The following is a 20,847-nucleotide window of genomic DNA, read 5'->3' as shown; positions in this document are numbered from 1 at the left end:
TTTCCGCTCGGCAGCAACGTATGCGGCGCCCCTGGGGGCGGTCAACCATCTGCGGTTCCGGTCGCCTCCTGGCGAGGGGGTGATCTGCCGGAACTCCTCCCCCGGGCGCCTACGAAACCCCTGTGGCGGTGCTGTCTTCCGGGACCGCTACGCTTCCCCCTGGCACACCCTTGATCACCGCGCGCGGGCGGCCGTCGCCCCGTCGCCTCGCTCCGATCGGCGCTTGGACTCCTTAACCTCATGTCTTGGTTTGAATCGCTCATCCTCGGACTCGTCCAGGGGCTGACCGAGTTCCTCCCCGTCTCCTCCAGCGCACACCTGCGGCTCACCGCAGCCTTCTCGGGCTGGAAGGACCCCGGCGCCGCCTTCACGGCGATCACCCAGATCGGCACGGAGGCAGCCGTGCTGATCTACTTCCGCAAGGACATCGGCCGGATCATCGCCGCATGGTCGAAGTCCCTGTTCGACAAGACGATGCGCAAGGACCACGACGCCCAGATGGGCTGGCTGGTCATCGTCGGCTCGATCCCGATCGGTGTGCTGGGCCTCACGCTCAAGGACCAGATCGAGGGCCCGTTCCGCGATCTGCGGGTCACCGCGACCATGCTCGTGGTGATCGGCATCGTGATCGGCATAGCCGACCGGCTGGCCGCGCGGGACGAGACGGGCGGAAAGCACCGCGCGCCCAAACAGCGCAAGCAGCTGGAGAACCTGGGTGTCCGGGACGGTCTGATCTTCGGCCTCTGCCAGGCCTGCGCGCTGGTCCCGGGCGTCTCCCGCTCCGGCGCCACGATCAGCGGCGGCCTGTTCATGGGGTACAAGCGCGAGGCGGCGGCCCGCTACTCGTTCCTGCTCGCCATTCCGGCCGTCCTCGCCTCCGGAACCTTCGAGGTGAAGGACGCGCTGGAGACCGGCCATGTGGCGTGGGGCCCGACACTGTTCGCGACGGTGATCGCGTTCGCGTCCGGTTACGCCGTGATCGCCTGGTTCATGAAGTTCATCTCCACCAAGTCCTTCATGCCGTTCGTGTACTACCGCGTCGCCCTCGGCGCCGTGATCATCGCCCTTGTCGCGACCGGCGCGCTCAGCCCGCACGCGGCGGAGTCGGCGGGCTGAACCGGAGGGCCGAGCCGGGCGGCCACCGGCCGCTCGGAAGATCCACGAACTCCCGGGCGGAGCCGTCCGGTTGATCGATCAACCGTGACCAAGCCCATAACGGTTCACGTGGCGGGGGCATGGCGCGCTGTCAGTTGCTCCCCCTACGCTGACAGCCATGTCCCCCAACCATGCTGATGCCCCTGGTTCCGTGCGGTCCGCTTCCGAGGTGAACGAGCGGATCCGCTCCCTGTGGCTGCGGACGGGCGGCTCGCTCTCCGCCCAGGAGCGGGAGGAGTACGAGCTGTTGGTGGTCGAGTGGGCGACGGCGATCCGCGGCGAGGTGGTCACGGCGGCCTGAGCGCCGACCGCCTCCGGGGCGGGGCCGCCAGGCCTCAGCCGGCCACCACGGGCACCGCGGCACCCTCGCCTTCCCCGTCAACGTCTCCCACATCCTCTCCCGCTTCCGTCGGCTCCCCGAGCTGCTCCCGTACGTAGTTCCAGACCACGCCGATGAGTGCGGCGACGGGAACGGCGAGCAGACTGCCCACGATTCCGGCGAGACTGCCGCCCAGCGTCACCGCGAGCAGGATGACCGCCGCGTGCAGACCGAGTCCCCGGCTCTGGATCATCGGCTGGAACACATTGCCCTCCAGCTGCTGCACCACGACGATGATCGCCAGCACGATGAGGGCGTCCGTCGGACCGTTCGACACCAGCGCGATGAGCACGGCCACGAATCCGGCGAACAGGGCGCCCACGATCGGCACGAACGCGGAGACGAACGTCAGCACCGCCAGCGGGAGCACCAGCGGTACCCCCAGGATCCACAGCCCCAGGCCGATGAAGACGGCGTCGAGCACACCGACGAGCGCCTGGGAGCGGACGAACGAGCCGAGGGTCTCCCAGCCGCGCAGGGCCACGATCGGGACGTCGGTGGCGAACCGGCCGGGCAACTGGCGGGTGAGCCAGGGCAGGAAGCGCGGGCCGTCCTTGAGGAAGAAGAACATCAGGAAGACCGCCAGGACGGCGGTGACCACACCGTCGAGCACCGTGCCCACGCCCGAGGCGACCGTGCCGACCAGGCTGCCGACGCTGCTCTGCACACGGTCGACCGCCGCGTCGAAGGCGCCGGCGATCTGGTCGTCACCGATGTTCAGCGGCGGCCCCTCGGCCCACTCGCGCACCCGCTGCATCCCGGCGACGACACCGTCGGTCAGCTCACCCGACTGCGAGGCGACCGGTACGGCGATCAGCGCCAGGATGCCCAGCACGACCAGGACGAACAGCAGGGTCACCAGCGAGGCCGCGGCAGCCGGCCGCCAGCCGCGCCGACGCAGGAACCGGGCCGGCGGCCAGGTCAGGGTGGTGAGGAACAGGGCGACGGTGAGCGGCCACACCACCGACCACATCCGGCCGAGCACCCACAACGCCACCGTGAGCATCACGAGGACCAGCAGCAACTCACCGGAAACCCGCGCCGATCCACGCAGCGCGGCACGGCTTCTCGCGGAACTCAACGGCTCAGACATGCGATCACCCTATGTCCGAGCTCGACCCCACCTGCGCCCAGGCCCGGACGACCCGTCTGTCGTCGTGATCGCAGCGTCGTTCTTCTTCGACCTCGTACGTGCGTGCTTCCACCGCTCGCCGCCACGGGTCTGGAACGCCATCGAGCCGTACATCCTCACCCGCCGGGCGGACGCCTCCCCTCTCGAAGGAGTGCACTTCGAACGGCTGGTCCGGCGTTACCGCGACTCCCCCGCCCTTCCGGCCGACTACTGGGATCGCCAAAGCGTGCTGTAGTACGCCTACTGACGCGGGGGTGCAGGGCAACGGGGCGGGAGGATCGGCGTTGATCGTCTGGGTGAACGGTGCGTTCGGCAGCGGAAAGACCACGTTGGTGGAGGAGTTGCGGCCGCGCCGGCCCGAGGCGCTGGTCTACGACCCGGAGATGGTCGGCTTCGTCCTGCGGAGTACGACCGCCCGCTCCTGGTTCCGATGACCTTGGTCGACCCCCTCTACGTGAGCGAGATCTTCGGCGCGTTGCAGCACGCCGGCGTCGAGACCCACCACTTCTTCCTCAAGGTCTCCCGGCAGGAGCTGGAAAGGCGCATCGAGGGCCGTTCCTTCTTCCCCGACGATCCCGGACGAGACGACCGCATCCGGACCTGGACCAAGGACCGGATCACCCCCTGCCTGGCCGCGGCCGACACCCTGCCGACCGACACCGTGTTCCTGAACGGCGAGCTGCCCCCACGGAACCTGGCCGACCAGGTGCTGGCCCGAGTGAGGCCCGTACCCGACCCGTGACGGGCACGGCGCACCGGCGCTGGACCTGCGAGGATGTCCGACCGATTCACCTTTGACGAGTGGATGTGCCATATGCCGATTGCTGGATAGAGTCGTCCCGTTACAACTGGTTGCGGGGACAACCAAAGTGTCTTTCGGCTGCCCCCGTCCCTGGGGAGGGCCTGCAGCACATGAGTCGTCGCTCTACCGGTTCTGTCGGTGTCTGGGCTGAGATGCAACGGCAGCAGCAGCGCCAGTGGGAAGCCGAGGCCAGACGGCGGAGACAGCAGGAACAGGAAGCGCGGGCCTACCAGCGGCGAGCTGCCCGGAGTCACCGCGAGTACCGACAGGCGGAAGCCCTGCGCCGTACGGAGGAGCTGGACGCGCAGGTCGCCTCGCTGCAAGGACTGCTCGCCTCGGGTTGCCGGGCTCCGGTGTTCCGGGCTGCCTCGCTCATGCGGGCCGAGGAGGTTCAGCCCTTCGCCCCGGGCCCCTTGGCACAGCCGGTGCCCATGCCGGACTTCAGCCATTACCAGACGCAGAGCGGCTGGACCGCGAGCCGCAGGGCACAGGCGCAGGCCGAGGCACGGGCGCGCTTCGAGCGCGACTGGCAGGCCGCCCAGGCCGCGGAGACTCAGCGACAGCGACAACTGGCTTCGTATCAGCGGGAGTACCAGCAGGGGGTCGAGACACAGCTGGCCGACGTACGGCGCCACAACGCGGGGATCGCCGCGGTCACCGAAGGGGTCGGGCGCCGGGACCCCGATTCCGTCATCGAGTACTTCTCCGCCGCCCTCTACGCCTCGACGGCGTGGCCGGACGGATTCCCCCGTCAGGTGGCGGCAGCCTACGACCCGGCAGCGCGGCAATTGGTGCTGGACTGGGAGTTGCCCGCCTACGGCATCGTGCCGGAGGCCAAGGCTGTTCGGTACATGGCCGGGGTGGACCAGGAGAAAGAGACCCCCCGCCCGGTGGGCCAGCGCCGCTCTCTGTACAGGGAGGTTCTGGCCCAGTGCATGCTGCTCGTTCTGCACGAGCTGTTCGGCGCGGACGAGCTGGGCGCGCTGGAGTCGGTGACCTTGAACGGGTTCGTCGACGGGCATGACCCGACGACGGGCCGACCGGGCCACATCTTCCTCGCCACCGTCATGGCCTCGCGTGCCTCGTTCCGCGACTTGCACCTGGCGCAGGTCGACGCGACCAGCTGCCTGGCCGACGCGCTCCGCGGCCAGCTCTCGGCCCGGCCGGACCAGCTCACACCGGTACGGCCGAGCAGGCGACCGCATGACGTCGGGAACCGCGTGATCGCCCACGGCGGCGATGAGGACCCCGACCTGTTCGCCATGGACCCGATCGCCTTCGAGAACCTCGTCGCCGAGCTCTTCCGGGCCATGGGAATGCAGGCGGTGACGACCCAGCGCTCCAACGACGGCGGCGTGGACGTCGACGCGCTGGATCCGACGCCGATCAGAGGCGGCAAGATCGTCGTGCAGGTGAAGCGCTACCGCGGCACGGTACCGCCCACCGCTGTGCGCGACTTGTACGGAACCGTTCAGGACGCCGGCGCCAACAAGGGGGTCCTCGTGACGACGTCGGGCTTCGGCCCCGGCTCACACGCCTTCGCCAACGGCAAGCCGCTGGAACTCGTCTCGGGCGCCGAACTCGTCGACCTGTTGCATCGCCATGGACTGCGCGGGCGGCTGGGCGAGGCCGGTCAGCGGGCCTCGGCACAGACGGCCCCCTCGGGGCCGGGCGCTCAACTGCCTGACGACTACAACATCTTGGGTATGTCGTGGACGGGAAGCGTCGCCCTGGACGTCTGCGCTCTCGTCTGCCGTGGCAATCGAGTCCTCGGCGACGACCACTTCGTCTTCTTCAACAACCCGCGGACGCCGGACGGATCCGTGCGCGCTCTTCCCCCCACCCCACCGGACAAGGCCGCCATCTGTGTCTCGTTCGACGGGTTGCCCGACGAGGCCGACCGTTTCGTACTGGTGGCGGCCATCGACCCAGAGGTCGACCCGGACGCCGACCTCACTGGTTTCACGGACGCCCGTATCCGCCTCCTGGACCCCGGGCTCACCGAACTGGGACAACTCGAAGTATCCGACGGCCGGCCCCTCGAAACCGCTCTGGTACTCGGCTCGTTCCGCCGAAGGGCGAACGGGGACTGGGACTTCGTCCTGGGTGGCAGGGGCTACACGGGCGGCTTGGAGGAACTCGTTCAGGACTTCGGCATCGAGGTGGAGTAGAACTCCAGCGGTCCGGGACCGCTGTGCTGGATGAGGACATTCCGTTCGGCGCCGTCGCCGTAGCCGTCGCCGTCACGGAAGAGCAGGGGTCCGGTCGTGGGCCCGGGACCCGCCGCAGAGTCGGGGTCGCGATCCTGGGCGGTCTTCTCTCCCGTGACGGCGCAGCAGAGGCCGTGCCCGTCGTGCGAGACGAACCATCACCAGGTCGTGGCCGGTGCCGGGGTGTGAGGCGAGACCGATCCCGGGAATGGCGGCGACGCGCGGGCAGCGCATTTGTCCTATGACATATTTTTATTGTCCTAGGTTCAATGCTAGGGTTGGGCTCAGTCGGGCTCCGGAGGTGAACGGCATGCCGATCAGCGGGACGAGTGCGGCGGAGATCGCCGGGAGTGTGCGGGACCTGATCGCGTCGGGTGAGCTGGCGCCGCAGGACCCGTTGCCGCCGGTCCGTGCGCTCGCGGAAGAGCTCGGCGTGAACCGGAACACCGTGGCCTCGGCATACCGGCTGCTGGTGACCGCCGGCGAGGCCGTGACGCGCGGGCGTGGCGGGACGGTGGTCGCCGGAGTGCCGCAACTGGCCAGCGAGGGGGCGTGGTTCGGGGGCCGGCTGACCGATCTGGCCAGCGGCAATCCGGACCCGGAGCTGCTGCCCGACGTACTCCGGGCGCTCCGTGGCGACGGGTACCGGCCGGCCCTGTACGGTGCGCCGCCCGTCGACGAGCGGCTGGCCGGGTGGGCTGCCGAGCGGTTCGCACCCGACCTCGGGGGACGGCCCTTCCGTGTCCTGATCACGCACGGCGCGGTCGACGCGACGGAGCGGCTGCTGAACGCCTACCTGACCCGCGGGGACGCCGTGGCGGTCGAGGACCCCTGCTTCCTGGCGAGCATCGGCACCCTGCGGCTGAACGGTTTCCGGACGGTGGCGGTGGCGGTCGACGGACAGGGGATGCGCCCGGACGCCCTGCGCGCGGCCCTGGAGGGCGGGGTGCGGGCGGTCGTGTGCACGCCCCGCGCGCACAACCCGACCGGTGTCAGCATCACCGGGGAACGGGCCGCCGAGCTCCGGGCGGTCCTCGCGGACCATCCGACGGTGCTGGTCATCGAGGACGACCACTTCTGGGCCGTCTCCCGCGCCTCCTACCGCCGGGTCACGGCGCCCGAGAACACGCGGTGGGCGCTGGTGAGATCGGCGTCGAAGTTCCTCGGCCCGGACCTGCGTCTGGCCCTGCTCGTCTGCGACGAGGAGACCGCCGTACGACTCGAGACCCGCCTCAACACGGGTACGACATGGGTGAGCGGGCTGCTCCAGCACGCGGCCCACGCCCTGCTCACGGACCCGGAGGTCACCGACCTCACGGCACGGGCACGCTCGCTCTACGGGGAGCGCAGCGCACTGCTCCTGACGCGGTTGGCCGAGCAGGGGATCGACCCCCCGGACGGCTACCGGCCGGACGGACTGAACGTGTGGATCCCCCTGAGGACACCGGCCCGGCAGGTCACGGACGCACTGGCGCGGCGGGGCTGGGCCGTACAGCCCGGTGACCTCTTCACCTCGGCGACGTCCACCGCTCAGGCCGTGCGCGTGACGACCTCCATGCTCACCGAGGACCGGGCCGCGCGGTTCGCCGCCGACCTCGCCGCCGTCCTCCACCGCTCCGAACGGCGCTGACCGGCCACGCCTACGGCGTCACCCGCACACACACTCTCCCCTTGTTGATCAGAAAGGCCGGCTCAGCCATGCGTACACACTTCGTCGTCCACGAGTCCTTCGAGGCGCCGGGAGCCTATGAGGACTGGGCCCGGGCCCGGGGTCACGAGATCGGCCACTCGCGCATCCACGAGGGCGACGCGCTGCCCGCGAGCGCGGACGGCATCGATCTGCTGATCGTGATGGGCGGCCCCCAGCAGCCCAGTACGACCACCGAGGAGTACCCGTACTTCGACGCGGCCGCGGAGACGGCCCTCATCGCCGCCTGTATCGAGGCCGACCGGGCCGTCATCGGGATCTGTCTGGGCGCCCAGCTCGTCGGAGAGGCACTCGGTGCCGCCTTCGACTCCAGCCCGCACACCGAGATCGGCTCCTTCCCCGTCTCCCTCACCGCAGCGGGTCGCGAGCACCCCTTCCTCGCGGGCGTCGGGGACACCTTCGACACCGGTCACTGGCACAACGACATGCCGGGCCTGACCGAGGACGCCACCGTGCTGGCCACCAGCGCGGGCTGCCCCCGCCAGATCGTCGCCTACGGCCGGTACGTGTACGGCTTCCAGTGCCACATGGAGTTCACCCCGGCCTGCGTCGACGCCCTGATCGCACACTCCGAGAAGGAACTCGCCGCACTCGCCGACCGCCCCGACCACCCCTACGTCCAGCAGCCCGACCAGCTGCGCGCCAACGACTACACCGCGATGAACGACCGGCTGGCGGTGTTCCTCGACCGCCTCGCCGCGGACTACGCGGGCCGCTGAACGGATCGCTTCGCCCCCGGCGGCGCTACGCTCCTGTGCCGTGCAGAAGACGCGTCTCGACACTGCTCGGATCCGGGCGGCACGGCGGCTGATCGACCCGGTCTTCCTCGACACTCCGCTGTACCGCTGTGAGGCACTGGAACCCGTACTCGGGTGCACGGTGAGCATCAAACTCGAAACGGCGAACCCGGTCCGCAGCTTCAAGGCCCGCGGCACCGAGGTCGTCGCGAGCCGGCTCGCCGCCGGTGACGCGCGAGCCGTGGTGTGCGCCAGCGCGGGCAACCTCGGCCAGGCCCTCGCCTGGTCCGGCCGCGGTCGGGGGCTCGACGTCACCGTCGTGGCATCCCGCTTCGCGACCGTGGCCAAGCTCGATCGCATCCGCGCACTGGACGCCAGGCTGGAACTGGTGGACGGCGACCACGAGATGGCGCGCGAGCGGGCGGCGGCCCTCGCCCGGCAGGACGGCATCCGGCTGGTCGAGGACAGCCTGGACATCGAGACCTGCGAGGGCGCGGCGACCATCGGGCTGGAACTGGTCGACACCGCGCCGTCGTTCGACACCGTCCTGATCGCGCTCGGCGGCGGGGCCCTGGCCACCGGCGTGGGTCACGTACTGAAGGCGTTGGTACCCGAGGTCGAGGTGATCTGCGTCCAGCCACAGGGCGCACCGGCGATGACCCGCTCGTGGCACCGACGACGCGTCGTCACCACCGACTCGGCCGACACCATCGCCGACGGCGTCGCCGGCCGGCGCCCCATCCCGGCCGTCCTGCGCGACCTGCTCCTGGTGGCCGACGACGCCGTCCTGGTCCAGGAGGCGTCGATCGTCGCCGGCATGCGCACCCTCCTCGACCACGCCGGCCTCGTCGTCGAACCCTCGGCGGCCCTCGGCATCGCAGCGATCCTGGAAGACCGCCCCCGCTTCGCCGACCGACACGTCGTCACCCTCGTGTGCGGCAACAACGTGGACATGGACGCGTATCACCGCTGGGTCGGCGTCAGCGGGCACGCCTAGAGGGCTGGACGAAAACCCCTTGCGGTCAAGGGTGGTGGTCGCCCTACGGTTGCTCGCCGTGAGCATCGACGTGCCCTACCAGCCGCTCCCGATCGACCAGTCCGACGTGCGGTATGTCCACGGACCCGATTCCGTTCCACGGCCGGGTGTGCCCGCCGGGGAGACGGTCGCGTTCGAGTGGACGGGCAGCGCGGTCTACCCGGGGACCTTCCGGAGGTTCTGGGTTCATGTGCCGGCGCGATACGACCCGGCGGAGCCGGCCTCATTGTTGGTGTTCCAGGACGGGTGGTGGTACCTGGACCCCGCGGGGGAGGTACGCGGCGCGATCGTCCTGGACAACCTCGTCCACCGCGGCGACATACCCGTCACCATCGGCGTGTTCGTCGATCCCGGCGTCTTCCCCGACGCGGAGCACCCCAAGAACCGGAACAACGAGTACGACGCCTTCGACGACCGGTACGTCACCTTCCTCCTCTCCGAGATCATTCCGCAGGTCGCGGAGCGTTACTCCCTCGCCGAGTCGCCCGAACGGTGGGGCATCTGCGGCGGGAGCAGCGGCGGCAACTGTGCGTTCACCGCCGCGTGGCTGCGTCCGGATGCGTTCGGCCGTGTCATCGGATATCTGTCCAGCTTCGCGCAGATGCCGGGCGGCAACCCCTACCCGGACCTCGTCTCGCGCGTCCCCCGCAAGCCGCTGCGCGTCTTCCTGCAAGGCGGTCACCGCGACCTGCGCTGGAACGAGCCACAGGGGAACTGGCTCGCCGAGAACCTGCGGGTGGCGGCCGCTCTCGCCGAAGCGGGCTACGACTTCCGCCTCGTCCTGGGGGACGGCGGACACAGCCCCAACCACGGCGGCGTCCTGCTTCCGGACGCGCTGCGCTGGCTGTGGCGTCCCGATGAGGACGGCAGCCGGTGAATACCGCCGTTCGCCGCACGCCCCTTGGCTCCGCGGCCCCCATGCCCAACACTCGGCCCATGACGCAGCGTGTGGAGCTCGCCACGGTGATGGATCGGCTGGCCGTAGACGGACTGGTCACCGAGTACGCGGTGGCCGTGGACGACGGTGACTGGGCGGCGTACCGGGAACTGTTCACGCCGGACGGACGGGCGGACTACCGTTCGGCGGGCGGGATCGAGGGGGACGTGGACAGCGTCGCGGCGTGGCTCGCGGAGAATCTGCGCCTGTTCTCGATGCGGCAGCACCTGATCGTCAACCGGCGGGTGCGGTTCGGGGTCCTGGAGCAGGACGCGGGCGACACCGCCCGGGTCGGCGCCGACTACGTCAATCCGATGCGGCTGGCCCGCGAGGGGAACGACGGTGGCGGGGCACCCGACTTCGTCTGTGGGGGACGCTATGCGTTCGGGCTGCTGCGCACCCACGACGGCTGGCGGCTGCGTGAGGTGGTCGTCGAGGAGAAGTGGCGGCGCCTGCCGACGGCGTGACGCCGGGCGTGCCCGAAAGCGCCCTGTCGGAGATCGTCCGCCGGGGCGCACACTGGAGGCACCACCGGGTAGGAGGTGCCGCATGAACGCGTCCGATCACTGGCACGCCTCCCGACCGGCCCTCTCCCGACCGGCCTTCTCCCGTCTGCTCGCCTCACCTTGGCGGCGTTCGGCACTCGCGGCCGGGGCGGGTGCCCTGCCGGTGCTCGCCTTTCCGGCGCCCGCGCTGTGGTGGTGGGCGTACGTCGCCCTCGTCCCCTGGATGCTGCTCGCCCGTTCCGCGCCGACCGGGCGGTGTGCGGCCCGGGACGGCTGGTGCGGGGGGTTCGGCTTCATGCTGGCGATGCATCACTGGCTGCTGCCTAGCCTGAATGTGTTCACGCTGGTGATCGCCGCGCTGCTCGGTGCCCTGTGGGCGCCCTGGGGCTGGCTGGTACGGCGATTTCTCGCCCCGCACGGATCCGGGACGCCGGGCCGGGGTCGGGTCGCCGGTGCGCTCCTCGTGCTGCCGTCCGCCTGGCTGGTCGTCGAACTCGTCAGGTCCTGGCAGGGGTTGGGCGGGCCCTGGGGAATGATCGGCTCCAGTCAGTGGCAGGTGGAGCCCGCGCTGCGGCTCGCCTCGGTGGGCGGGGTGTGGCTGCTGAGCTTCCTGGTGGTGGCGGTGAACGTGGCCGTGGCCGTGATCGTCTCCGTGCCCGGCTCGCGGACCCCGGCCCTCGCCGGGCTCGTCGCGACGGCGGCCACCGCCTCGGCGGCCTGGGTGTGGGCGCCGCGCCCCGAGGTCGAGGGACGGGCCCGGATCGCCGTCGTCCAGCCGGGCGTGGTGGACGGGGTGCAGCGCCGGTTCGACGTCGAGGAACGGCTCACCCGGCGGCTGATCGGGCAGGACGTCGATCTGATCGTCTGGGGGGAGAGCAGTGTCGGGTACGACCTCGGCGAGCATCCGGAGCTGGCGGCGCGCATAGCGGAGCTGTCGCGGTCCACGGGTGCGGACATCCTCGTCAATGTCGACGCGCGCCGCTCGGACCGGCCCGGTATCTACAAGAGCGCGATCCTGGTCGGCCCGCACGGCCCGACCGGTGACCGGTACGACAAGATGCGGCTGGTGCCGTTCGGGGAGTACATACCGGCGCGTTCGCTGTTCGGCTGGGCGACCTCGGTCGGCAAGGCGGCCGGTGAGGACCGGCGGCGCGGCAGCGAGCAGGTGCTGATGAACATCGGGCCGGGACTGCGGATCGGGCCGATGATCTGTTTCGAGACCGCGTTCCCCGACATGAGCCGGCATCTCGCGGAGGACGGCGCGGATCTCCTCGTCGCGCAGTCCTCGACCTCCACGTTCCAGCACAGCTGGGCGCCCGCGCAGCACGCCTCCCTGGCCGCGCTGCGCGCCGCGGAGACCGGCAGGTCGTTCGTGCACGCCACGCTGACCGGCGACTCCGCGGTGTACGACGCGAGCGGGCGGCGCCTCGGCCCGTGGCTGGGCACGGAGGCGAGCACCGCGGCCGTGTACGACGTCCCGCTGGCCGACGGCGTCACCCCGTACGTCCGCTACGGCGACTGGCCGGTCCACGGGGCCCTGCTGGTGCTGGTCGGGCTGGGACTGGCGGAGGGGGCCGGGGCGATCAGGCCGCGGCGGAGCGTTCCCGCACCGCTCGGACCACCCGCTCGCACAGTTCATGGGTCGCCAGCGCGTCCCGGGCGCTGAGCACCTTGCCCGCCCGCACCGCGTCCAGGAAGGCCAGCACCGCCTGCTCCATGCCGCGCTGACGGGCCACCGGCACCCAGTCGCCGCGCCGCCGCACGGTCGGCTGGCCCTTGTGGTCGATCACCTCGGCGAGGTTGACGACCTGGCGCTTGGTGTCCTGGCCGGAGACCTCGAGGATCTCCTCGTTGGAGCCGCTGAGCCGGTTCATCACGCCGAGCGCGGTGAAGCCGTACCCGGAGAGCTGGAGGACGACGTGGTGCAGCAGCCCGTCCTCGACGCGGGCCCGCACGGTGACGTCGTCGACGGGGGCCGGGGCCAGGAAGCGCAGGGTGTCGACGACGTGGATGAAGTCGTCGAGGATCATCGTGCGGGGTTCCTCGGGCAGTCCGACCCGGTTCTTCTGGAGGAGGATCAGGTCGCGCGGGTGGTCGGCGCACTGGGCGTAGCCGGGCGCGAAGCGGCGGTTGAAGCCGACGGCCAGGGACACGCCGCGTTCCTCGGCGAGTTCCACGAGCCGCTCGGAGTCGGCGAGCCGGTACGCGAGCGGTTTGTCGACGTACGTCGCGACGCCCGCCTCCAGCAGCCGGGCGACGATCTCGGGGTGGGCGCCGGTGGGCGCGTGCACGAAGGCCGCGTCGAGACCGGTGCCGAGGAGTGCGTCGAGGTCGCGGTGGCGCCGGTCGGCGGGCAGCCGGTGGGCGTCGGCGATCCGGTCGAGCGTGGCCGGGGTACGGGTCTGCAGGTGCAGCTCGATCCCGGGCAGCGCGCCGAGGACCGGCAGGTACGCCTTCTGCGCGATGTCACCGAGTCCGATGCAGCCGACCTTCACGGGGCGCTCCCTCACCTCGAACCGCGTGCCTCCACCGCAGCATACGGGGGCTGCGGCGGCCGCCGGTCGGCGATGCCGTCGAAGCCGCGCAGGAACCGCGCGGGTGCCGCCGCCGACAGCGCGGCGATCAGGGTGTCGCGTACGGCGACGGCGGTCGTCCGGGGCGGCCGGGCCGCCGTGTGAGCGGGAAGGTCGGTGGCGTCGCCGAGCAGGGCGACCCGGCCGTGGTGGAGGGCGGGCAGGGGGCGGGCGAGGTGGTGCACGTGGTGCCGCAGGATGTCCTCGGGGCGGAGCGCGGCGAGGATCTCGGGGATCGGGTGGTGTGGTGCGCACGGGCGTGCGGGAGCTGCTCGGCGGGATGCCGGGCGGCTGAGGCGCCCGCGGCGCCGGGTCGCCGGGTCGCCGGGTCGCCGAAAACCCTTGGTGGTGGCGAGGCACGGTGAGCGATCATGCGGGGATGACGACTCAGCGCACCGAGCCGGCCCAGAACGCCGGCGAACGCGCCATGCTGGAAGGCTGGTTGGAGTACCACCGCCAGACGCTCGCGTGGAAGTGCGAGGGGCTCACCGACGCCCAGCTGCGCACCGCCGCCGTGCCACCCTCCGAACTGTCGCTGCTGGGGCTGGTCCGGCACATGGCGGACGTGGAGCGCGGCTGGTTCCGCACGGTGCTCGTGGGCGAGGACCTCGGTCCGCTCCACTACAGCGAGGCCGACCCCGACGGCGAGTTCCATCTCACCGAGGAGGACACCTGGGAGGCGGCGCACGCCACCTGGCAGACCGAGATCGCCGAGGCCCGGCGGTGCGCGGCCGGTTTCGGCCTGGACGATCTCTCGCGGGGCGTCAGCCGGAACACGAAGGAGCCGTTCAACCTGCGCTGGATCTACACGCACATGATCGAGGAGTACGCCCGTCACAACGGCCACGCCGATCTGCTGCGCGAGCGCATCGACGGGGCGACCGGCGAGTGACGTCAGCGCCGACGGGCCCCTGCCCTCCCTGAGGGGGAGGTGTTCACCCGTGCGGGGCAACCTGTGCCCGTCCGATGTCGTGCGCCCGGCCGGAACCAGCAGAGTTGCGCGGGTGCATCGAACGACGACGACAACCGCGGCGCTCCTGGTGTTGGCCCTCTCGGCCCTCTCCGGTTGCGTCACCGTCCAGCACCCGTCCGCGCCCGGACCGCCGGCCGCCGCGCCGTCCCCGGCACCGGCGCCGCGTCCGAGGGCGGACGCCGAGCCCCAGGTCGTGCAGGCGCCGGCCCGTGAGGCGCTGGAGATGGTCGGGCCGGACACCCGGGAACGGGCCGCCACGACACTCCGGCAGCGGCACCGGCCGGCCCCGGCCGCCGCCCCGGAGGGACACGCCCCGCCGCGCCGGGCCCACCCCCCGCACCCGCGCCCCGGGCCGGCGCATCCGGACCCGCGCAGGCGGGTGACGCCGCACCCCGACGTCCCGGACGCCGGGACGGACATCCGCCGGAACACCGATGTGTGCGCCCTGGGCCGAAAGTACGGCGGCTGGCGCAGGGACAGCCCGGAGGCGGTGGCCTGCCGACAGGTGTACGGCCACCGCTAGGCCGTGTCCGCAAGGTCCCAACGGGCCCTAGCCCTCCGTGCCGCCCTCGCCCAGGCGGAGTTCCATCCTGCTGATCGCCGCCCGCACGCCGTCGCCGTAGCTGTCGTCCCCGAGGACCCCGGCCGCCTCGCGTGCCCTGCGCACATGGGTGCGGGCGGCACCGGCGCGGCCGAGCCGGACGTAGTCCGCCGCCAGGTTCAGATGGAGCGAGGGGTACAGGGCCCGTACGGCGGGCGACTCCTCGTGCTCCTCGGCGGCGGTCAGGGCCCGCAGGTCCCAGGCGAGTTCGTCGAACGGGTCGTCCTGGGTGTCGGCCAGATAGTGCGCGAGGGTGCAGCGGTGCAGCGGATCGCCCTCCTCGCCCAGCTCGGTCCACAGATCGAGAAGTCTGCGCCGGGCCTCCTCACGGTCGCCCCCGTGGTGCAGCATGACGACCTGCCCGATCCGCGTCAGCACGGCGTCGGGCGCCGTCCGTTCCTGTCGCTCCGCCACCGCGTCCTCCTTCGCGTCGTCGCGACGACACCGCATCCCCGGGACGGCACCGCGCCCATGGCACGACGCTAACGGCAGCGGGCGGCGATCCCGGTCAGGCGGCACCGGACCGGTCCCCGGAGGAACCGGCCCGGCGGCACGGGCTCAGTCGGCCAGGTTCGGGATCGTCCAGTCGACCGGGGTGTGGCCCTGCGCCGCGATCGCCTCGTCGATCTGCGTGAACGGGCGGGAGCCGAAGAACTTCTTCGCCGACAGCGGGGAGGGGTGCGCCCCCTTGACCACGATGTGCCGGGACTCGTCGATCAGCGGGAGCTTCTTCTGCGCGTAGTTGCCCCACAGGACGAAGACCGCCGGGTCGGGCCGGTCGGCCACGGCGCGGATCACCGCGTCCGTGAACTTCTCCCAGCCCTTGCCCTTGTGCGAGTTCGCCTCGCCGGAGCGGACCGTGAGGACCGCGTTGAGCAGCAGCACGCCCTGCCGGGCCCACGGCATCAGGTAGCCGTTGTCCGGGACGGGCGTGCCCAGCTCCGCGTGCATCTCCTTGTAGATGTTGCGCAGGGAGGGCGGGATCTTGACGCCCGGCCGCACGGAGAAGCACAGGCCGTGGCCCTGGCCCTCGCCGTGGTACGGGTCCTGGCCGAGGACGAGGACCTTCACCTGGTCGTACGGCGTCGCCTCGAGCGCGGCGAACACCTCCTCGCGCGGAGGGTAGACGGGACCCTTCGCTCGCTCCTCCTCGACGAACTCGGTCAGCTCCTTGAAGTAGGGCTGCTGCAGCTCGTCGCCCAGGACCCCGCGCCAGGACTCGGGCAGCATGGCGATGTCGGTCACGTCAACGTCCTCCGTTGTGCGGTCACTTACTCACCACAGAACCTACAGCCGACCACTGACAACGGGCCCACGGACCGTGCTTTCGGCCCGCTACCAGCTGGTCTTGCGGGAGAGCGTCCACATCATCATGATCGTCGACGGGTCGAGGGAGCGCTCGGCACCGGAGATGTCCTCGTTCCCGGCGAGGTACTGCTTGCCCTGCCACAGCGGCAGCAGCCGGGCGTCGTTCACCAGGATCTGCTGGGCGTCCTCGAACTCCTTGACCACGTTGGCGCGGTCGCTCTCCTCGCGGGAGCGCGGCAGCAGCACCTGGGTGATCTGCTTCACCGGGTACGGCGTGCCGAGCGCGTTCTGGTCGCCGACGAACGGGGCGATGAAGTTGTCGGGGTCGGGGAAGTCGGGGGCCCAGCCACGGCCGAAGACCGGGTACTCGCCCTTCTGGTAGCCCTGCACGTAGTCGTTCCAGGGGCGGCTCTTGAGCGTGATCTTGAACAGCTTGGAGGTCTCCAGCTGGCGCTTGAGCTCCTTGAACTCCAGCGCGGTGTCCGAGCCGTAGCGGTCGGAGGTGTACCAGAGGGTGAGCTCCACGGGCGAGGAGATGCCGGCCTCGCTGAGGATCTTGGCGGCCTTGTCGGCGTCGGGCCGGCCGAAGTCGTCGAAGAAGCCGGTGGTGTGGCCGGTCAGACCCGACGGGACCATGGAGTACAGCGGGTCGACGGTGTCCTGGTAGACCTTGTGGGCGATCGCCTCACGGTCGACGAGCTGGGCGACGGCCCGGCGCACGGCGAGCTTGTTGGCGTTGGGGTCCTTGGGGTTGAACACCAGGTAGTTGATGTTGCTGCCGGCGCCCTCGATGAGCTGGAGGCCCTCGTTGGCGCCGCCCTTGGTCTCGAGGTCGACGATGTCGTCGGCGGCCAGACCCTGGTAGGTGAGGTCGATGTCCCCGGCACGCAGTGCCTGGACCATCTTGCCGGAGTCCTGGAAGTAGCGGATGGTCACCGCGTTGTTCTTGCGGTCGGCGAAGCCCTGGTAGTTGTCGCTGCGGACCAGTTCCGCCTGCTTGCCCTCGGTGTACGACTGCAGCCGGTACGGTCCGGAGCCGACGATCCCGTCGCCCTTGTGCAGCGCCTTCGCGGGGTAGTCGTCGGGGTCGACGATCGACATGCCCGGGGTGGCGAGCACGAACGGGAAGGTGGCGTCGGACTGGTTGAGGTGGAAGGTCACCTCCTTGTCGCCGCTCGCCTCGACGCTGTCCAGGCTGCCGAGGAGTCCGGCGGGGCCGGTCTCGGCGTTGATCGCCTTGATGCGGTCGATCGAGTACTTGACGGCCTTGGCGTCGAGCGTGTCGCCGTTGGAGAACTTCAGCCCGTCGCGCAGTTCGCAGCGGTAGGTGCGGCTGTTGCCGTCGGTGAACGCACAGCTCTTGGCGGCGTCGGGCTGGGGGGTCGTCGCGCCCACCGGGTAGGACAGCAGGGTCTGGTAGATGTTGCGGAACAACTCCCAGGAACCGTCCCAGGCCGCCGCGGGGTCCAGCGTGCTGGGAGCGCTGGTGGTGCCCACGACGATCGGTCCGGCGTCATCGGAGCTCTCGTCTCCCAGAAGACCGCATCCGCTCACCAGGGATATGGACGCGATCACCGCCACATGCTGCAACGATCGATTCCGGTAGAACACGCACACGCTCCTCGTAAAAGCCATGCCAAGAGTGGCCAGACCATACCGCAGGCATGGAAAGGCTCAATGGGTGAGGGGAAAGCGTTATTGATCAGGGAGAAATCGTGACGACGTTGTCATGCCCCTGGGCGGGTCCGGGAATGGACACGGGCCCCGGTTCCGTCAAGGAACCGGGGCCCGCGGCGGTGTGCGATGAGACTCAGGCCACACCGGCGTTGAGCAGGATGCCGCCGTCGACGACGAGCGTCTGACCGGTGATCCAGTCCGACTGCGCGGAGGTGAGGAACGCGGCGGTGCCGCCGATGTCGGACGGCACACCGAGCCGGCCCAGCGGGTAGCCGGCGGCCGCCTCGGCCTCCCGGCCCTCGTACAGGGCCTGGGCGAACTTGGTCTTGACGACGGCCGGAGCGATCGCGTTGACCCGTACGCGGGGCGCGAACTCGTGCGCCAGCTGCTGGGTCAGGTTGATCATCGCGGCCTTGCTGATGCCGTACGCGCCGATGAAGGGCGAGGCCGACAGGCCCGCGAGGGAGGCGATGTTGACGATCGCGCCGCCGTTGTCCTTCTGCCAGGCGTGCCAGGTCTTCTGGGCGAAGCCGAGGGCGGAGACCACGTTGGTCTCGAAGACCTTGCGCGCCACCTCGAGGTCGAGGTCGGCGATCGGCCCGAACACCGGGTTGGTGCCCGCGTTGTTGACGAGGTAGTCGACGCGGCCGAAGGCCTCCATCGTCGCCTCGACGGCGGCCGTCTGGTGGTCGAGGTCGTGCGCCTTGCCGGCCACGCCGATGACCCGGTCGGCGCCGAGCTGCTCGACGGCCTCCTTCAGCGCGTCCTCGTTGCGGCCGGTGATGCAGACGCGGTCGCCGCGGGCGACGAGCGCCTCGGCGACGCCGTAGCCGATGCCGCGGCTGGCGCCCGTGACGAGCGCGACCTTGCCGGAGAGTTCCACGGTCATGGTTCCTGATCCCTAGTCGAGCGGTCCGCCGGCGACGTACAGCACCTGGCCGGAGACGAAGCCGGCGGCCTCGTTCGTGAAGAAGGCGATCGCGTTGGCGATGTCGTCGGGCTCACCGACACGGGCCACGGGGATCTGGGTGGCGGCGGCGGCCTTGAACTCCTCGAAGCCCATGCCGACCCGGGCCGCGGTGGCCGCGGTCATGTCGGTGGCGATGAAGCCGGGGGCGACGGCGTTGGCGGTGATGCCGAACTTGCCGAGCTCGATGGCGAGGGTCTTGGTGAAGCCCTGGAGACCGGCCTTGGCGGCCGAGTAGTTGGCCTGGCCGCGGTTGCCGAGCGCCGAGGAGGAGGACAGGTTGACGATCCGGCCGAAGCCCGCGTCGACCATGTGCTTCTGGATCGCCTTGGACATCAGGAACGAGCCGCGCAGATGCACGTTCAGGACGGTGTCCCAGTCGGAGACGCTCATCTTGAACAGCAGGTTGTCGCGGAGCACGCCCGCGTTGTTGACGAGGATCGTCGGGGCGCCCAGCTCCGCGACGACCCGGGCGATCGCCGCCTCGACCTGGGCCTCGTCGGAGACGTCGGCGCCGATCGCGACGGCCCTGCCGCCGGCCGCGGTGATCTTCTCCACGGTGTCCTTGCAGGCGGCCTCGTCGAGGTCGATCACGGCGACCGCGCGGCCCTCGGCGGCCAGCCGTACGGCGGTGGCGGCTCCGATGCCGCGCGCCGCGCCCGTGACTACGGCGACCCGCTGTTCAGTGGTGGACATTCCTGTGTCTCCTCGCCCTTGAGAGAACCTGTCGCGCGGTGAGCGACCGCTTAGTACCTTCGTCGGACGTGACGCTAGAAGCCCTGGCACCCGGTGTCAACGCCACACGGCGCCGGTGTGATCCATTACCTCACCAGGAGGCCCAGCAACCGCTCCGTCTCGGCCGCCGGATCGGTGGTGAGTCCGGTGTGCACCGGCCCCGGCTGCACCATCGCCGAGCGCGGCGCGACCAGCCAGCGGAACCGCCGCCCGGGGTCGTCGCCCGCCGCCTGCCCGGCGGCCGCGCCGCCGCCGCACACGCCCTCGACGGCCGCCAGCGCGGCCCTGATCCCGGCCACGTCGGCGCCCGGGTCCAGGGCGAGCAGCCGCGCCTCGTCCAGATGGGTGCGGGCGCCGACGTAGGCCCGGGCTCGGCAGTAGACCAGCACGCCCGCGTTGATGCACTCGCCGCGCTCCACCCTCGGTACGACCCGCAGCAGGGCGTACTCGAAGACGTCCCGGTCGCCGCCCTGGCCGGACCGGGTGATGTGACGCTCGGCCACATGGCCGGCCATGTGGATGTGGCGCTCGCTCACTTGTTCTCCTCGATGCCGGTGATGCGGTCGGCGATGACGGCCGCCCGGGCGAGCAGCGGCCGGGCGTAGGCCCGTCTGAGGTCGTCCGGGGTGTCGAAGCCCGGTTCGTCCGCGAGCCAGACGTCGGGGATCTCGGCGGTGACCTCGGCGAGCAGCTCGGCGGTGACCAGCGGGGCGAGCCGCTCGGCCGCGCCGGAGATGTCCGGGGCGAAGGAGGCCAGGGCGTGGTCGGAGGCGTCGTAGGGGCGGGCCGCGGAGGTCTCGACCGTGGGCCAGTTGTGGTGCCAGATCAGGGTGGCGCCGTGGTCGATGAGCCACAGGTCGCCCTGCCGGAGCAGCAGGTTGGGGTTGCGCCAGGAGCGGTCGACGTTGTTGACCAGCGCGTCGAACCAGATGATCGCGCCGGCCTCCGCGGGGCTCACCGGGAAGGCGAGGGGGTCGTAGCCGAGGGCGCCGGAGAGGAAGTCCATGCCGAGGTTGGTGCCGCCGCTGGACCTGAGCAGCTCCTGCACCTGCGGGTCGGGTTCGCCGAGGCCGAGGACGGGGTCGAGGGCGACGGTCACGAGCCGGGGCATCCGCAGGCCGAGCCGGCGGGCGAGTTCGCCGCAGACGACCTCCGCGACGAGGGTCTTGCGGCCCTGTCCGGCGCCGGTGAACTTGATGACGTACGTTCCGAGGTCGTCGGCCTCGACGAGTCCCGGCAGCGAGCCGCCCTCACGCAGTGCCGTGATGTAGCGGGTGGCGGTGACTTCCTTGAGCATCGCCCCAGGTTACTGGGGCCTGGTGAGGAGGCGGTCGACAGCTCCGTGACAGCTCTGGCTTACGCGGGTCTGATCTCGAAAAGGTCAATATCTCGACACTGTCCGGACTTGGCG

21 protein-coding genes and 2 pseudogenes are annotated in these 20,847 nt (G+C 70.8%); 13 read left to right on the top strand and 10 right to left on the bottom strand.

Features of this window, described 5'->3' with window-relative positions:
• Positions 1-240 precede the first annotated feature (240 nt).
• Entirely contained in the window at positions 241-1,116 is an 876-nt protein-coding gene (locus ABZ490_RS25625) for an undecaprenyl-diphosphate phosphatase (RefSeq protein WP_358994186.1), read from the top strand.
• A 157-nt stretch (positions 1,117-1,273) separates the two neighbouring features.
• Positions 1,274-1,456: a hypothetical protein gene (locus ABZ490_RS25620; RefSeq protein ID WP_358994183.1), complete on the top strand. Its 183-nt coding sequence runs from the start codon at positions 1,274-1,276 to the stop codon at positions 1,454-1,456.
• A gap of 34 nt (positions 1,457-1,490) precedes the next feature.
• Here the strand turns inward: ABZ490_RS25620 and ABZ490_RS25615 are convergent, their stop codons facing one another.
• Positions 1,491-2,627 carry an AI-2E family transporter gene (locus tag ABZ490_RS25615; RefSeq protein WP_358994180.1) on the bottom strand — a complete coding sequence of 379 codons (1,137 nt, stop codon included), beginning with the start codon at positions 2,625-2,627 and terminating at the stop codon, positions 1,491-1,493.
• Positions 2,628-2,691: 64 nt separating this feature from the next.
• Between ABZ490_RS25615 and ABZ490_RS25610 the strand changes: the two genes are divergently transcribed.
• The 9 genes and pseudogenes from ABZ490_RS25610 to lnt all read left to right on the top strand — a co-directional run bounded on the left by ABZ490_RS25610 (position 2,692) and on the right by lnt (position 12,268).
• The gene (locus ABZ490_RS25610) at positions 2,692-2,901 is read left to right on the top strand and encodes a hypothetical protein (protein ID WP_358994178.1); all 210 of its coding nucleotides are present in this window, start codon (positions 2,692-2,694) and stop codon (positions 2,899-2,901) included.
• Between the two features lie 49 nt (positions 2,902-2,950).
• A pseudogene (locus ABZ490_RS25605) lies at positions 2,951-3,408 on the top strand (TmrB-like protein).
• Positions 3,409-3,578: 170 nt separating this feature from the next.
• Positions 3,579-5,639, top strand: coding sequence for a restriction endonuclease (locus tag ABZ490_RS25600; protein WP_358994175.1), 2,061 nt, complete (start codon positions 3,579-3,581; stop codon positions 5,637-5,639).
• Between the two features lie 349 nt (positions 5,640-5,988).
• On the top strand, positions 5,989-7,308 hold the full coding sequence (locus ABZ490_RS25595) for an aminotransferase class I/II-fold pyridoxal phosphate-dependent enzyme (RefSeq protein ID WP_358994172.1): 1,320 nt from the start codon (positions 5,989-5,991) through the stop codon (positions 7,306-7,308).
• Positions 7,309-7,376: 68 nt separating this feature from the next.
• Entirely contained in the window at positions 7,377-8,105 is a 729-nt protein-coding gene (locus ABZ490_RS25590; protein ID WP_358994169.1) for a hypothetical protein, read from the top strand.
• 40 nt (positions 8,106-8,145) lie between these two features.
• Positions 8,146-9,120 carry a pyridoxal-phosphate dependent enzyme gene (locus ABZ490_RS25585; RefSeq protein WP_358994166.1) on the top strand — a complete coding sequence of 325 codons (975 nt, stop codon included), beginning with the start codon at positions 8,146-8,148 and terminating at the stop codon, positions 9,118-9,120.
• A gap of 58 nt (positions 9,121-9,178) precedes the next feature.
• Positions 9,179-10,036, top strand: a complete 858-nt coding sequence (locus ABZ490_RS25580) for an alpha/beta hydrolase-fold protein (RefSeq protein WP_358994162.1) — start codon at positions 9,179-9,181, stop codon at positions 10,034-10,036.
• A 59-nt stretch (positions 10,037-10,095) separates the two neighbouring features.
• Complete coding sequence (locus ABZ490_RS25575) at positions 10,096-10,563, top strand: nuclear transport factor 2 family protein (protein WP_358994159.1); 468 nt, start codon at positions 10,096-10,098, stop codon at positions 10,561-10,563.
• Positions 10,564-10,645: 82 nt separating this feature from the next.
• Positions 10,646-12,268, top strand: a complete 1,623-nt coding sequence (gene lnt, locus ABZ490_RS25570; RefSeq protein WP_358994156.1) for an apolipoprotein N-acyltransferase — start codon at positions 10,646-10,648, stop codon at positions 12,266-12,268.
• Here the strand turns inward: lnt and ABZ490_RS25565 are convergent.
• Positions 12,186-13,097: a Gfo/Idh/MocA family oxidoreductase gene (locus tag ABZ490_RS25565; RefSeq protein ID WP_358994153.1), complete on the bottom strand. Its 912-nt coding sequence runs from the start codon at positions 13,095-13,097 to the stop codon at positions 12,186-12,188. The two genes, lnt and ABZ490_RS25565, sit on opposite strands and share 83 nt — an antisense overlap.
• An 11-nt stretch (positions 13,098-13,108) precedes the next feature.
• Positions 13,109-13,420 (bottom strand): annotated as a pseudogene (locus ABZ490_RS25560) (monooxygenase); the annotation flags it as partial.
• Between the two features lie 134 nt (positions 13,421-13,554).
• Between ABZ490_RS25560 and ABZ490_RS25555 the strand changes: the two are divergent.
• Both ABZ490_RS25555 and ABZ490_RS25550 read left to right on the top strand, forming a co-directional pair.
• Positions 13,555-14,067, top strand: coding sequence for a DinB family protein (locus tag ABZ490_RS25555; protein WP_358994150.1), 513 nt, complete (start codon positions 13,555-13,557; stop codon positions 14,065-14,067).
• A gap of 112 nt (positions 14,068-14,179) precedes the next feature.
• Positions 14,180-14,671: a hypothetical protein gene (locus ABZ490_RS25550; RefSeq protein WP_358994147.1), complete on the top strand. Its 492-nt coding sequence runs from the start codon at positions 14,180-14,182 to the stop codon at positions 14,669-14,671.
• Positions 14,672-14,698: 27 nt separating this feature from the next.
• Here ABZ490_RS25550 and ABZ490_RS25545 read toward each other — a convergent pair whose 3' ends face one another.
• The 7 genes from ABZ490_RS25545 to ABZ490_RS25515 all read right to left on the bottom strand — a co-directional run bounded on the left by ABZ490_RS25545 (position 14,699) and on the right by ABZ490_RS25515 (position 20,733).
• Positions 14,699-15,163, bottom strand: coding sequence for a hypothetical protein (locus ABZ490_RS25545; protein ID WP_358994144.1), 465 nt, complete (start codon positions 15,161-15,163; stop codon positions 14,699-14,701).
• A 144-nt stretch (positions 15,164-15,307) separates the two neighbouring features.
• Entirely contained in the window at positions 15,308-15,994 is a 687-nt protein-coding gene (gene ung / locus ABZ490_RS25540; RefSeq protein ID WP_358994142.1) for a uracil-DNA glycosylase, read from the bottom strand.
• 90 nt (positions 15,995-16,084) lie between these two features.
• On the bottom strand, positions 16,085-17,668 hold the full coding sequence (locus tag ABZ490_RS25535) for an ABC transporter substrate-binding protein (RefSeq protein ID WP_358994139.1): 1,584 nt from the start codon (positions 17,666-17,668) through the stop codon (positions 16,085-16,087).
• Positions 17,669-17,867: 199 nt separating this feature from the next.
• Positions 17,868-18,623: an SDR family oxidoreductase gene (locus ABZ490_RS25530; protein WP_358994136.1), complete on the bottom strand. Its 756-nt coding sequence runs from the start codon at positions 18,621-18,623 to the stop codon at positions 17,868-17,870.
• 12 nt (positions 18,624-18,635) lie between these two features.
• Complete coding sequence (gene fabG / locus ABZ490_RS25525) at positions 18,636-19,397, bottom strand: 3-oxoacyl-ACP reductase FabG (protein ID WP_358994133.1); 762 nt, start codon at positions 19,395-19,397, stop codon at positions 18,636-18,638.
• Positions 19,398-19,522: 125 nt separating this feature from the next.
• Positions 19,523-19,972: a DUF3037 domain-containing protein gene (locus tag ABZ490_RS25520; protein WP_358994130.1), complete on the bottom strand. Its 450-nt coding sequence runs from the start codon at positions 19,970-19,972 to the stop codon at positions 19,523-19,525.
• Positions 19,969-20,733 (bottom strand): HipA family kinase, encoded by a 765-nt coding sequence (locus ABZ490_RS25515; RefSeq protein WP_358994126.1) that lies wholly within the window; start codon positions 20,731-20,733, stop codon positions 19,969-19,971. The genes ABZ490_RS25520 and ABZ490_RS25515 overlap by 4 nt, the downstream gene beginning before the upstream one ends.
• Positions 20,734-20,847: the final 114 nt, after the last annotated feature.

The organism is Streptomyces sp. NPDC005811 (assembly GCF_040630405.1).
In the GTDB taxonomy this organism is placed as follows: domain Bacteria; phylum Actinomycetota; class Actinomycetes; order Streptomycetales; family Streptomycetaceae; genus Streptomyces.
This window is presented reverse-complemented; position numbering and strand designations above follow the sequence as displayed.

Coding starts and splice junctions, on each gene's coding strand:
- lnt (WP_358994156.1), top strand. CDS start 10,646: ATGAACGCGTCCGATCACTGGCACGCCTCCCGACCGGCCCTCTCCCGA.
- ABZ490_RS25615 (WP_358994180.1), bottom strand. CDS start 2,627: ATGTCTGAGCCGTTGAGTTCCGCGAGAAGCCGTGCCGCGCTGCGTGGA.
- ABZ490_RS25530 (WP_358994136.1), bottom strand. CDS start 18,623: ATGACCGTGGAACTCTCCGGCAAGGTCGCGCTCGTCACGGGCGCCAGC.
- ABZ490_RS25575 (WP_358994159.1), top strand. CDS start 10,096: ATGACGCAGCGTGTGGAGCTCGCCACGGTGATGGATCGGCTGGCCGTA.
- ABZ490_RS25555 (WP_358994150.1), top strand. CDS start 13,555: ATGACGACTCAGCGCACCGAGCCGGCCCAGAACGCCGGCGAACGCGCC.
- ABZ490_RS25595 (WP_358994172.1), top strand. CDS start 5,989: ATGCCGATCAGCGGGACGAGTGCGGCGGAGATCGCCGGGAGTGTGCGG.
- ABZ490_RS25600 (WP_358994175.1), top strand. CDS start 3,579: ATGAGTCGTCGCTCTACCGGTTCTGTCGGTGTCTGGGCTGAGATGCAA.
- fabG (WP_358994133.1), bottom strand. CDS start 19,397: ATGTCCACCACTGAACAGCGGGTCGCCGTAGTCACGGGCGCGGCGCGC.
- ABZ490_RS25620 (WP_358994183.1), top strand. CDS start 1,274: ATGTCCCCCAACCATGCTGATGCCCCTGGTTCCGTGCGGTCCGCTTCC.
- ABZ490_RS25590 (WP_358994169.1), top strand. CDS start 7,377: ATGCGTACACACTTCGTCGTCCACGAGTCCTTCGAGGCGCCGGGAGCC.
- ABZ490_RS25515 (WP_358994126.1), bottom strand. CDS start 20,733: ATGCTCAAGGAAGTCACCGCCACCCGCTACATCACGGCACTGCGTGAG.
- ABZ490_RS25625 (WP_358994186.1), top strand. CDS start 241: ATGTCTTGGTTTGAATCGCTCATCCTCGGACTCGTCCAGGGGCTGACC.